Raw genomic sequence first — 13,257 nt, 5'->3', positions numbered from 1 at the left:
TGTCCTGGACATGCCCGCAAACCGGCAAAGCAATCAGCCGGCATCCCGGACTGTGACCCGGTCGATCCGGTGGTTCAGTTCGTCTCGATGACCTCGGCGACCGGGCGGCGCGGGGTGGATTCCAGCGGGGCCGCGGCGTGCGGCATGACGCCGACCCGGATCATGACGTGGGGATAGGCACATTCCTGCAGGACTGTGGTGCGGATCTGTTCACGCAGATCGAGCATTCCCAGCGGTTCGGATTGCAGGCTGGTCGCCAGGCCGAGATAGGTGGCCTGGAGCAAGATCGCGCTCGTCGCCTGACCCGCGCCCAGCTGGGAGAGACGGTTGTCGTGCGGGGTGCACACGACCAGCCAATGGGCCGAGTCGGGTTCGTCGGTGTACTCCGACAGCTCGGCTTCGGCGAAGACCCGCACCGGCAGTTCGTCCGATGCCCTGGCGGCGGGCGCGTTGCGGGCAGGCACGCCGGTGGGCTCGCCATGGCAGCCGCTCCACTGCTCGAGTTCGGCGAGATAGTTCGTGTCCGTCGCGTGTCGGGCGGCGGCTCGGCGCATGGGGGCGGCCAACTGCGAGAGCATGCGGTCGGGGACATGCCTGGCCGCTGCCCCGAACCGGGAGGCACACCGCGAGACCGCACGCAGGTCGTGGGCAGCCACCGGCAGGCCGGGATAGCGGCGCCGATCCGATTGCCGCAGGTGGATGGCGGCGGCGAGCCGGATGTCGAGATCCGACGGCGGGCGCGGTGTGAACTTCATCGTCGCGAGATGGTCGGGTCGATCAGGATCGGGCATCCGGTCGGTGTCGGCCTGCCAGCCCAGCATGGCGAACGCCACTTCGAGATGATGCAACGCGGCGCCGCAACTCACCACGAGAGCGCGCGCCAGCGGATCGGTCGCGGTGACCTGTTGCCCGAAGTCGGCGAACAGATCGACCCGGCCCCGCTGGATCCGCCACCGCCAGGGTTGGGTGTTGTGCACCGAGGGAGCACGCACCGCCAATTCCAGCGCGTCTCGGCATGTTGTGATGCTCGGCATGTCTCGCCAGTCTTCCTTCCTGTGCAGGTGGGCGTTTCGAAATCACGCAGCCGGATAGACCTCGGTGGGGACGCTGGTGGCCGCTGCCCAGTGCAGCAGGCAGTCGCGGGTGTCGAAGTGCCGCACCTCGCCCGCACCGAGGTCGACGGTGATCCACCGGCTGTTGACGTCGTGGTCGATGCGCTGCCAGCTGTCGCAACCATCCCGGTCACAGTGTCGAGCCAAAGCCATCAGAAACGCTCCTAGTCGTGATGCGAAGAGACCAGGGTAGCGGGGCGTTCGATGTGGTCAGGACCACCTCCTAGGACTTCGGGGTCCTGGCGAGTTGGTGAATCCGTCGCACCCGACCGTCATCGGCGACGCTGCCGATCATGATCCATTCGATCGCCACGGATCCGAGCTTGCGATGTTCGGCGGTGAGGTGGCAGTGCGCGGCGAATCGGCGGCCGTCGACGAGCAGGTCGTCGATCCGTACGTCGACGGCGGTGACGTTCTTGCGGGAGGGGGCCGCGTGCGCGATCAGCTGAGCGCGATCGAGCTCGGTGCCGTCGGTCCGCCAGATCACGTCCTCGGTCAGGGTGCGGTCCACGATCTCGGCGGGATCCTCGTCGGACAGGGCCATGTCGCGGGTGTAGTCGAGGACGAGTCGACGGGCCGCGCGTTCGGTTATCTCTGACATACCTGACAACCTTAAGTGGCCTGTTATCGTTGTCAATCGTGTCAGAGATAAGGCGACGACGTCAGCGAATCGAGGTCGGGCGCAATCGATCGGCGCTGGTAGCCGCGGCGATCCAGGTCCTGGGCGAGCACCCGGAGGCGAGCATGGCCCAGATCGCCGCCACGGCAGGTGTCACCCGTCAGACCGCGTACGCGCACTTCGGCACCCGCGAGATGCTGCTCGCCTCGGTGCGTGACGAACAGAGCCGACGGGCACTGGACGTACTGGACGCGGCCGACCTCGAAACCGGCACCGCCACCGCGGCTCTCGACCGATTCCTGACCGCGGTCACCACGATGCTGGCCGAGCAGACGAGATTCGACTATTCCGACGACGACCACGCCGCCGACGCCGCGCGCCACGTACCGATCGAACAGCACCTCGACGCACTGATCCGCCGTGGCCGCGACGCGGGCGAATTCACGACGAATCTGCACACCGAGTGGCTCGTCGCCGCGACGATCGCGCTCGGCCATGCCGCCGACCGGCAGCTGCGCGGCGCCGGGCTCGACGTGGCGACCGTGGCCGCGCAGTTCCGATCGTCGGTATTGCGCCTGTACGGCGCAGACTGACCGGGCTCGGTCGAATTCCGAGCCCGGTCGGCCGAGTACTACGCGGGCAGTCGAGCCTCGATCGCGGTGATGATCCGCGGACGCAGATCCGCGACGCTGACGATGGCGTCCACCGAGCCCACCTCGACCGCGCGCTGAATGTTGTGGACGCGGTCGAACTCCGCGGCCACATCGCCCAGCTTCTCCGCACGCACCGAGGACCGCGTCTCGTCGAGTTCGGCGCTCAGCTCCGCTCGATCGGTGCCGACGGCGTTCGCGACCCGGGATTCCAGCTCCCGCACGCGCGGATCAGCCGCGGTCCTTGCCTTCACCTCACCGGCGAACACCACCGCGGCGGCCGGTGCGCCGCCGAGCACCGAGGCGAACGAACCTTCCAGCGCGAGCACCGTCATGTTCGGGTTCAGTGCCTTCGAGAACACCACGAACGCGCCGCCGTGGTAGCGCGAGATCACGCAGAACACGATGGGGCCTTCGAAATTCACGATGGCGCGGCCGATTTCGGCGCCGTACTCGAGTTGCAGCTTGCGCATCGATTCGGGCGAGCCGTCGAAGCCGGACAGGTTGGCCAGCACCACCAGCGGGCGGTTGCCGCTGGCGGCATTGATCGCCCGTGCGGCCTTCTTCGACGAACGCGGGAACAGCGTGCCCGCGGTGTAGGTGTCGGGCCCGTCGGTGGACGGGAAGCCGCGCCGGGCCACATTGCGTGACTCGATGCCCAACAGGCACACCGGGATTCCGCCGAGGTGCGCGTCGTGCACCACCGCGGTCTCGGCGTCGGCCATCCCGGCCCAACGTTCCAGGACCGGGTGATCCTGGTCGGCCAGGGCCCGCATCACCGTGCGAATGTCGAAGGGCTTCTTGCGATCCGGGTTGGCGGTGGCGGAGAAGATCTCGCCGACGGTGGCGAAGGTGCTGTCCGCCAACACATGCGGGAAGCTCGAGACGTCGCGGTCGACGGGATCGCCAGTCGCCGCACGGCGCGGCGCCTGCTCTCCGGGGGCGATGTAGGTGTGGTCGTAGTGCGCCATCAGTACATCGCGAGCGGCGGACAGGTTCGGCGCCCAGTACTGCGCCTGCCCGTTCGGGCCCATCACGCGGTCGTAACCGCCGATGCCGAAGTTGTCCTCGGCCGAGACTCCGCCGGAGAAGTCGAGCGACTGCTTGCCGGTCAGCACCATGGCCGAGTCGGGGGTCATGACCAGCACACCCTTGGTGTGCATGAGCATGGTGGCCTCGGCGTTCCAGTACGGCTGCGCGCCGACGTTGATGCCGGCGACCACGATATTGATCTCGCGACCGTCCTGGGTGAATTCGACGATCCGCTTGAGCGCGGCCGCGACCCAGTCCATGTTCTCGGTACCCGAGGCCATCGAGATGCGCGCGCCCGAGGACAGCGCGTACCACTCGAGCGGAACCTGCAGGCTCTCGGCCAGATCCAGCGCCGCGATCACGCGTCGGCATTCCGGTTCCGACAGTGCCCCGAGGGATTTGGTCGGGTCACCGAGCAGCAGCACCCGGGTGACGCCCTGCGGATGCTGCACGGTCGGCGTGGTCACCACACCGGCGACGATCGCCGCGGTGTTGTGGCCCTTCGGCCGATCGACCGGCACCAGCGCATGGTCGGCATCGAGATCGTATTCGGCGAAATCGCCGAGCAGCGAGGTCAATTCGTACGGGTACACGGTGTTGCGTGCCGCGGCGCGCAATACCTTCTGCCGGTATTCGTCGAGCGGCTCGACCGGTTCGTCGGTCCGTTCGCCGACCGTCACCTCGGATTCGCCGTTGGGGCGGAACGAGATGCGCACACCGACCTTGGTCAGCTCGCCGGTCTCGGGATCGCGCTGGCGGGCGATGAGCAGGATCTCCTCGAGCCCGGCGCCCGCGGCCGTCGGCAGCACGTGGCCGCCGATGGTCTCGAGCTCCGCGCGGGTGACATCCATATGCGGCCAGATGTACATCACGATGCGGTTGGTGTTGAGCCGCTTGGCCGACGGGAACCGCGACTGGGCCCGACGGATCGAGTCGACACAGGTGGCGATGGCGCTCTCGGCGGTGGGCAGGGCCACCAGTCGGCCGTCGTGATCACGCAGCGCCGCGAGGTCACGGACCTGGGCGAAGGCGATCAGGCGATCGTCGGAGGGGTTCTCCTTGGCCACGCCGCGGAACAGGTAGACCTCTTCGTCCGAGGACGGCAACCGGGTGAGGTCGAACTTGCGCAGTCGCTCGAGCTGCATCCGCTGCGCGATGTAGGGGTGCAGACCGCGGATCAGCCGCTCCTCGGCCATCCCGGTCACCGACGGACGGAAGGTGAAGTGGTGGTGCATCACCGAGCCGCCGCTGCCCGCGACGGTGGCGGTGATCCGGTGCACCTGATTGGGCACCGGGTGCGCGCCGAGCACCTCCTGCAGGGCAGCGGCCATCGCATCGAAGTCCTCGGGCTGTGATTCCCAGCTGAGGTAGATGTCGGCGTCGATGGAGACAGCGCCGGTTGCCAATTCGGCGAGCCCGTCCAGTGCCGCGTCGAGCTCGTCGAAACTCACGGCGGTCGAGACCAATGTCGAACCGTAGCGTTCGGCGACGACGAAGGTGGTGTCGCCGACCTGTTCGGTCCGGACGCCGGTGAGACCCTTGTTGCCGTAGTAGCGCCGCGTCAGCACCTCGAGCATCGAGGTGTGGTCGGGCTTGCCGCGCTCGAGCCGCTGGCCGAGCAACCGCACCAGCGGTTCGGTGCTGCGCACCATCTCGGCGATCCTCGCGCCGCGATCGTCGGCCTGCGGGTTCGCGTCCAGGTAGCTCAGGTGCTTACGGACATTGGTGTACACGCGAGCACGGTTGCGGCGCAGCAGCGGCTGGCCGTACCAGGCGTAGACCAGACCGCGGGCGAGATCGGCGATCACCGGGAAACGCACCTGCGTCGCCGCGACGAGACGCTCGAGCGCCAGGCCGACGGGTTCGCGCAGCACCTGGTCGGGCATCGGCTCGGTCAGCCATTCGCGCAGCAGCGCTGCGACGACGGTGACGGTGTCGGTGGGGCGCTGCTGAGCGAGGAAGATCCGGAAGACCGCCGATTCGAGGTCGGGCGTTCGGTCCAGCTCGGTGATCCCGTAATGGCGCAGCGCCGTACCGAGTTTGGCCTGGTACGACTCGGGGAGCCCGGCCCGTTCGACGTCGAGGCTCTGCAGGTAGGTGTGGAAGTACTCGCGGGCGCTGTGGACGTGTCCGTGGCCGTGATCGTCGTCGGCCGACCGATTGTGGCTCAGTTCGGCGAGGTCGGCGAACATCTGCACCAGTTCGAGCTCTTCGGCGAGCGGGCGCAGGCTGTCGGCGACGGCTTCGCGACGGGCCGTGAGGTAGTCGTCGAGAACGCGACGGTCGTCGTGCGGGTCCACGTCGAAGCCGAGCAGCAGGCTGCTCAGGTCCTGCAGGCCGCGGGCTACGCGCTCGTCTGCACGCAGGGGTGTTGCCGCGCTGGGCAAGTCGAGTTCGACGGTGCCGGTGGTCACGGCTTCGGTGGCTTCGTCGTCGTCGACGAGGGGTTCGAGCCGCATCAGCGGCGCGCCCGCCTCGACCTGGGTGCCGACGGAGACCGCGCATTCCTTCAACCTGGCCCGGAACGGTGCGCGCAGTACCGTTTCCATCTTCATGCTCTCCAGCACGAGCACGGGCGCTCCGGCCTCGACCTCGGCACCGACCTCGAGCGGGGTGCCGACGACCAGCGCGGGAGCGGGCGAGCGGACGACACCGCCTTCGTCGCGGCTGATCCGGTGGGTCACGCCGTCGACATCCACCACGTGGGTGGGCCCGTGGGTGCCGGTGATCAGGCGGTAACGGGTGCCGTTGACGACGATCTGGCCGGTGTGGTGATCGAAACGCTCGAGATCGACATCGGCGGTGCGCAAGTCGCCGCCGGCCTCGATGCCGACGCGGAAGCGGTGCGCGCCGATCCGGGCCACGCGCACGCGATATCCCGCGCCACGCAGTTTCAGATCCAGGGGTCGACCGCTCTCGTGCTGCACCTGCGGACGCCCGCCGGACGCGGTCGACAGCAGTCGATGCCGCTCGACCCGCTCGTCTTCCTCGTAGGCGTCGATCGCGGCCACAGCCAGCGCGACGGTGGAGTGGCGGTGGGTCACCAGGCGACCTTCGCCGCGCACCCGGTCGATCCAGCCGGTGTCGGCACTGGCGTCGATAACCTCGGGCTGATCGAGCAGGTCGAGCACAAAACTCTTGTTCGTCGCGCCGCCCGCGATGACGACGCGGGTCTGGGCCATGGCCCGGCGCAGTCGGCCGAGGGCTTCGTCGCGGTCACGGCCGTAGGCGATGATCTTGGCGATCATCGAGTCGAAGTCGGCGGGGATCGTGTCACCCTGGCTGACGCCGGTGTCGACGCGAATGCCGGGGCCGGCGGGCAGATCGAGTCGCACGATGCGACCCGGGGCGGGCGCGAAGTCGCGGTCGGGGTCTTCGGCATTGAGCCGGGCTTCGATGGCGTGGCCGCGCTCGGCAGGCGGCTCACCTTCGAGCTTGATGCCCGAGGCCACCCGCAACTGCGCGTGCACCAGGTCGAAACCGGTGGTGAGCTCGGTGATCGGGTGCTCGACCTGCAGGCGGGTATTGACCTCGAGGAACGCGAACAGCTGGTCGCCGGGGTGGTACAGGAACTCGACGGTCGCCGCGCCGCAGTACTCGACCGCGATCGCCAGGCGCTCGGCCGAAGCCTTGAGTTCGGCGGTCTGCTCGGCACTCAGCACGGGAGAGGAGGATTCCTCGATCACCTTCTGGTTGCGCCGCTGCACCGAGCAGTCGCGCACGCCCAGCGCCCACGCGGTGCCCTGACCGTCGGCGATCACCTGGACCTCGACGTGGCGGGCGCCCGTGACCAGGCGCTCCAGGAAGACGACGCCGCTGCCGAAGGCGCGGGCGGCTTCCTGCTTGGTGCGCTCGTAGGCGTCGACGAGCTCGGCCTCGTTGGTGATCACGCGGATGCCGCGACCGCCGCCACCGGCGGTGGCCTTCAGCATCAGCGGGTACCCGATCTCGGTGGCCGCTTCGATGGCGTCCTCGACGGTGTCGACCGCGCCCCGGCTCCACGGCGCGACGGGCACACCGACTTCCTCGGCGATCAGCTTGGCGCCGATCTTGTCACCGAGCTTGCGCATCGCGTCGGCACTGGGCCCGACAAAGGTGACACCGATGTGGTCGCACAGCTCCGCGAACGCGGGATCCTCGGCGACGAAGCCCCAGCCCACCCAGGCCGCGTCGGCCTTGGTGGCGACCAGCGCGTTCTCGAGTGCCTTGAGGTCCAAATACGGGCGTGCCGACGCCGGACCGAGGTCATAGGCGATATCGGCTTCCCGGACGAAGGTCGCATTCCGGTCGACGTCGGTGTGCAGGGCTACGGTTTCGATTGGTAGCCCGGTTGCCGCCGCCAGATCACGGACGGCATGGATGAGGCGCATTGCGGCCTCGCCCCGATTCACGATGGCGATACGGCTGAACACTCGCCGACTCCTTCCATTTACCCAGGACATCGTCCTGCGGGTGAGGTTTGCAACTCCCGGTCCGTGCGCAGTCTGCACCCCCGTGTCTCATAAGGAAACACCGTGCGGGGGTTACCGGCACGTAGCCAGAACACGGGTGGCCGCCGAGCACCATACAACTCGACGAACGCGAGCGGGCGAAGGCGCCGAGATGACGGCTGGCGGGCGTTGTGATGCCGCACAGTTGAACAATCACATTCCCCAAGCGAGTGGACGGCCAAGGTCTGCGGTCCCGGACCATCCACTCACTTCGAAATCCTATCAATCATGTTGACCTACAACATATTCGAGGTGACTTCCCTCTCCTCTGGCCTGGTGCCCCACCGATGTCGCCGTCACCGGTCGGTCCCCCTGCCTGCATCGTCGGCGACACACCGTTCGCCACCGGCGAGTCGCGTGAACGCGGGGCGAACCATCCGCTGTCATCGGTTCCATAACTTCGCGCCCGAGATCGTGAGTTCTGCCAGCCCGCGCGCCGAATCGGTCACTTCGGCACGCGGGCTTCTACCGTCGGGTCCGTGTCAGAAGCCTCCTCCGATAGCGCCACGCCTTCCTACGACTACGACGTCTTGATCGTCGGGTCGGGGTTCGGCGGCAGTGTGACCGCCCTGCGCCTGGTGGAAAAGGGCTACACCGTCGGTGTTCTCGAGGCCGGTCGCCGGTTCGCGGACGCGGACTTCGCGGCGACCAACTGGGATCTGCGCCGATACCTGTGGGCCCCACGCTTCGGCTGCTACGGGATTCAGCGCATCCACCGCCTGCGCGACTGCTTCATCCTGGCCGGCGCCGGGGTCGGCGGCGGTTCGCTCAACTACGCCAACACCCTCTACAAACCCGGCGAGGCGTTCTTCGGCGACCGGCAGTGGGCAGGCATCACCGACTGGGACGCCGAGCTCAGCCCCCACTACGACCAGGCGCGCCGCATGCTCGGCGTCGTGCGCAATCCGCACATGACACCGGCCGACACCATCATCGAGTCGGTGGCCAAGGAGATGGGAGTCGGGGACACCTTCGTGCCGACCCCGGTCGGCGTGTATTTCGGCACGCCGGGCGAGACCGTCGCCGACCCCTACTTCGGCGGCGCCGGACCCGAGCGCACCGGATGTATCGAGTGCGGCGAATGCATGACCGGCTGCCGTCACGGCGCCAAGAACACCCTGGTCAAGAACTATCTCGGGTTGGCGGAGAAGGCCGGGGCCGTGGTCTCGCCGATGACCACCGTGACCGCGATCCGGCCGCAGTCCGACGGCAGCTGGCTGGTCGACACCGAACGCACCGGACGCTGGGTGCGCAAACACCGCGCCACGCTGTCGGCGCGACGCGTCGTACTGGCCGCGGGCACCTGGGGCACCCAGCACCTGCTGTTCCGCATGCGAGACGCCGCGATACTTCCCGAGATCTCGTCGCGGCTGGGTGTGCTCACGCGGACCAATTCCGAAGCGATCCTCGGCGCCGGACGCACCGAGGTCGACCCGGCCGTCGACATCACCAAGGGCGTGGCGATCACGTCCTCGTTCCATCCCACGCCGAACACCCATGTCGAGCCCGTGCGCTACGGCAAGGGTTCCAATGCCATGGGATTGCTCAACACCTACCTCGTCGACGGCGATCACCGACTGCCGCGCTGGTCGCGAGTCCTGCTGATCGCCGGGCGCCACCCGATACAGACCGTGCGACTGCTGCGCACCAACCGGTGGAGCGAGCGCACGCTGGTTCTTCTCGTGATGCAGAGCCTCGACAACTCGATCACCACCTACACCCGACGCGGGGTGTTCGGTCGCCGGTTCACCAGCAAGCAGGGGTTCGGCGAACCCAATCCGTCCTGGATCCCGCCCGGTCACGAAGCCACACGGCACGTCGCCGCGAGGCTCGGCGCCACCCCCGGCAGCACGTGGCCGGATGTGTTCAACGTCCCGATGACCGCGCACTTCATCGGCGGCTGCGTCATCGGTACCGATGCAGGCAACGGCGTCATCGACCCTTACCACCGGGTCTACGGCTACCCCGGTCTCAGCGTCGTCGACGGCTCGTCGATCTCGGCCAACCTCGGCGTCAATCCGTCACTGACGATCGCCGCCCAGGCCGAACGCGCCGCCGCGCTGTGGCCCAACAAGGGCGAATCGGATCCGCGCCCGGCGATGGGCGAACCCTACGAGCGGATCGCCACGGTGGCACCGAAGGACCCCGTCGTCCCCGCCACCGCGACCGCCGCACTGCGTCTGCCGATCTGGCCGGTCACCGCGACCGTACCGAAGGACCGCTGAGCGCGTTGTAGAGAATGCGACGAGATAGCTGGGCGAGACTTTGTGACCTCTCCTGCCTCCCTCGCTTATCGCGTTGCCACACGGTGATTCGACTACCGTCGCGCACAGCACTTGAGTTCGGTCGGAAGGTGGCAGTAAGCGTGGTAAGTACCAAGGCGAAGCTCGACGGGCTGGCCGATATTCTGGCGATCGCCGCGGAACCAGCAGGTGAGGCCGCCGTTGCCAAGCGAGCGAAGAAGGGCGTTCCGAGCGTTCGCGAGCGGATGAACATGCTGCTCGACCCTGGAACATTTATCGAAATCGGAGCGTTGGCACGTCAGCCCGGACAGCCTGATGCCCTCTACGGTGACGGACTGGTGACCGGTCGTGGGCTGATCCACAACCGGACAGTGGTCGTGATCGCTCACGATCCGACCGTGTACGGCGGGTCGGTCGGTATCACGGCGGCGCGCAAGTTCATGCAGGCGCTGAAACTCGCGTTCGACAACGGCTGCCCGGTGGTGACGATCAACGAATCCCCCGGCGCGCGGGTTCAGGACGCGGCCGGTTCGCTCGCCTCGTTCGGCGATATGACCCGGGTTCTGGAGAAGCTGTCGGGCTATGTCCCGCAGGTGTCGATCATGCTCGGCAAATGCGCGGCGGGCTCGGTCTACGGGCCGATCAATACCGACGTGCTGGTCGGCACGAAGGATACCTACATGTTCGTCACCGGGCCTGACGTGATCAAGGCCGTCAACGGTGAGGACATCAGCGCCGAGGCGCTCGGTGGCGCGGAGGTGCAGGCCAAACGTGGCACCCTGCATCACGTCGCGGACAACGAGCAGGAAGCCTTCGACTGGGCCCGCAACTACCTCAGTTACATGCCGTCGAGTTGCCTCGAACAGCCGCCGATCGTCAATCCCGGCCTTGAACCCGACATCACCGCCTACGACCTGGAACTCGAGACGATCATCCCGGATTCCGATCGTGCGGGTTACGACATGCACGACGTCCTGTTGCGCCTGTTCGACGATGGTGAATTCCATGAGATCCGAGCGGCTTTCGCCCCGAACCTGATCACCGGGTTCGCCAGGGTCGACGGCTATCCGGTCGGCGTGATCGCCAATCAGCCACTGGTCCTCGGCGGGTCCGTCGACGCCGCCTGCTCCGACAAGGGGACCTACTTCATCCGGCTGTGCAACGCCTTCAACATTCCGCTGATCTTTGTCACCGACACCCCCGGCGTGCTACCCGGCCTCGATCAGGAAGACGCGGGCGTGATCATCCGGGGCGGCCGGATGCCGCGGGCGATCATCGAGGCGACAATACCGATCATCAGCCTGGTGGTGCGCAAGTCCTATGGCGGCGCCTACGGAATGATGGGTTGCCGTCAGGTCGGTGCCGACGTCAGCTTCGCCTGGCCGACCGCCCGGATCGCCGTGATCGGCGCCGAAAGTGCGGTCGACCTCGCCGCCAAACGCCAATTGGCCGCTGTCCCCGAGGAACACCGCGCGGCGGCGCGCGATTTCATGATCAACCAGTACAACGAGACCATCGCCACCCCGTGGATCGCCGCCGAGCGCGGCTACATCGACGCGGTGATCGAGCCCTCACGCACCCGCCTCGAGATCCGGCACGCCCTGCGCCTGCTGCGCGACAAGCCGCCGGTCAAGCCGGAGTTCAACCCGCGCAAGCACCCGCTCTATCCCATGTGATCAGCCTGCGCGCGAACTGGTTTCGCTCGGGCTTCGATAGAGCTCTGTTGATCCGGACCCACGGTGGGCCCGGATCAACAGGGCGGCGCGCAGATGGCACACACCGGAAACGTCATTGAGGTCGAACCCGGTCATCTGGCCGATCCGTTTCAATCGGTAGTCGACGGTGTTCGTGTGAATGAACATCAGGCGCGCGGTCCGCGCACGCTGCATATTCGTGGACATATACACCTCGAGCGTGCGTAATAGTTCAGGATGCGCTTCGAGGGAGTCGACGATGGAGCTCAGATAGTCGCGCGCGGGCCCCGGTCGGGTCAGTTGGTATTCGAAGGCCAATTCGTGCGGGCGATAGACCTTGCTCGGACCACCGAACCGATGCACTATTTCGACGAGTTCATGGACCTGCTCGGCGACGTGCGGGATTTCGGACGGGGACGCCGACGTCGCCACCGCACGCACCGGCACCTGTGCCGCGGCGGACAGGTGCACGATCAATTCGTCCAATTCCACCTGGGTGAATTCGTGCGCGGGCAACAGTAACGTGCCACCATCCACGCTCAACAACGACAGCACCTTCCCGTCACAGCGGTCCGCCAGTTCCGCCTGCACGCGGCGCAATTTGCGTCGAGCCACGACCTTCGCATCGAGGGTGGGATCGAATTCCTCTGGGTGCGGCGGCAGTTCGAGTGCCATCACGTGATAGCGATCGGCGACCTCGATGCCGCACTCCCGTGCCATCGTCGAGGTGTTCTGGCCGCCGAGCAATGCCGAGGTCAGCGTGTGCACCGCCGTGTGGTGTTCGCTGTCCACCGATCGCAGTTCACGAACGTAGGCCACCGAGACCGCCGAGGTGATCATCTTCTGGGCGTCCATCAGCCGCCGAGCCACCCCGACGACGGTGTCGTAGTCGTGGTTGGTGACATTGGTAATAACCAGATCGAAGCCGAGTTTGAAGCCCTCGTGTACCGCGTCGTGAATGGTGTCGATCGGGATTCCCTCGCGCGCCCAGTCGGCGGCGGCGGCCTGCACCCGCTCCACGCGACCCGGGATATCGCGGCCGTCGAGCATGCTCCTGGTCAGTTCCAGACAGACGCGAGTCACCGTCGTAACGTCTCCGTCGAGCGCTTCGCCGGGCAGCGTGCCACACGGTACGACATTCTCGATGAAATGCACCACCATCTGGCGGGATATCGTCCGCACATCCTTCAAGGGGTTCGATACCGGCCGCCCCGAAACTGTCAGGAACGGTTCGATGGAAGTTGCGCCAGCCATGATGAATCCTTCCCACCCAGATCACTGGGCAAGCCCCCAAACTACCGTGGACGACAATCCCCCGTCCAACCTTCGCTTGTGACAAAGCGCAAGAGAACAGTGGATCAATGATGCTTTCCGACAAGAAAGCCCACGGGCCTGCGGGTCTACTCCGGGTGCGGCG

Annotated in this window: 8 protein-coding genes; 3 read left to right on the top strand and 5 right to left on the bottom strand. The window is 67.0% G+C overall.

The features are described 5' to 3' along the window. Window positions 1-74: 74 nt before the first annotated feature. The 3 genes from IBJ82_RS32265 to IBJ82_RS32255 all read right to left on the bottom strand — a co-directional run bounded on the left by IBJ82_RS32265 (window position 75) and on the right by IBJ82_RS32255 (window position 1,713). On the bottom strand, window positions 75-1,034 hold the full coding sequence (locus IBJ82_RS32265; RefSeq protein ID WP_194829756.1) for a hypothetical protein: 960 nt from the start codon (window positions 1,032-1,034) through the stop codon (window positions 75-77). 42 nt (window positions 1,035-1,076) lie between these two features. Continuing rightward, the gene (locus IBJ82_RS32260; RefSeq protein WP_194829755.1) at window positions 1,077-1,265 is read right to left on the bottom strand and encodes a hypothetical protein; all 189 of its coding nucleotides are present in this window, start codon (window positions 1,263-1,265) and stop codon (window positions 1,077-1,079) included. 70 nt (window positions 1,266-1,335) lie between these two features. After that, window positions 1,336-1,713, bottom strand: a complete 378-nt coding sequence (locus IBJ82_RS32255) for a nuclear transport factor 2 family protein (protein ID WP_194829754.1) — start codon at window positions 1,711-1,713, stop codon at window positions 1,336-1,338. A 38-nt stretch (window positions 1,714-1,751) separates the two neighbouring features. Here IBJ82_RS32255 and IBJ82_RS32250 point away from each other — a divergent pair, with 38 nt between their 5' ends. Beyond that, complete coding sequence (locus IBJ82_RS32250) at window positions 1,752-2,324, top strand: TetR family transcriptional regulator (protein ID WP_194829753.1); 573 nt, start codon at window positions 1,752-1,754, stop codon at window positions 2,322-2,324. 38 nt (window positions 2,325-2,362) lie between these two features. Here the strand turns inward: IBJ82_RS32250 and IBJ82_RS32245 are convergent, their stop codons facing one another. Then, the gene (locus tag IBJ82_RS32245; RefSeq protein ID WP_194829752.1) at window positions 2,363-7,825 is read right to left on the bottom strand and encodes a carboxyl transferase domain-containing protein; all 5,463 of its coding nucleotides are present in this window, start codon (window positions 7,823-7,825) and stop codon (window positions 2,363-2,365) included. 557 nt (window positions 7,826-8,382) lie between these two features. Between IBJ82_RS32245 and IBJ82_RS32240 the strand changes: the two genes are divergently transcribed. After that, the gene (locus tag IBJ82_RS32240) at window positions 8,383-10,128 is read left to right on the top strand and encodes a GMC family oxidoreductase (protein ID WP_194829751.1); all 1,746 of its coding nucleotides are present in this window, start codon (window positions 8,383-8,385) and stop codon (window positions 10,126-10,128) included. A 140-nt stretch (window positions 10,129-10,268) separates the two neighbouring features. Beyond that, complete coding sequence (locus IBJ82_RS32235) at window positions 10,269-11,822, top strand: acyl-CoA carboxylase subunit beta (protein ID WP_370585581.1); 1,554 nt, start codon at window positions 10,269-10,271, stop codon at window positions 11,820-11,822. Here the strand turns inward: IBJ82_RS32235 and IBJ82_RS32230 are convergent, their stop codons facing one another. Further along, entirely contained in the window at window positions 11,823-13,094 is a 1,272-nt protein-coding gene (locus tag IBJ82_RS32230; RefSeq protein ID WP_194829749.1) for a CdaR family transcriptional regulator, read from the bottom strand. Window positions 13,095-13,257: the final 163 nt, after the last annotated feature.

Origin of the sequence: Nocardia sp. XZ_19_231, assembly GCF_015355705.1 — a bacterium.
Taxonomy (GTDB): Bacteria; Actinomycetota; Actinomycetes; order Mycobacteriales; family Mycobacteriaceae; genus Nocardia; species Nocardia salmonicida.
Note: the sequence above shows the minus strand (reverse complement) of the source record. Positions and strands in the feature narration are given on the sequence as shown.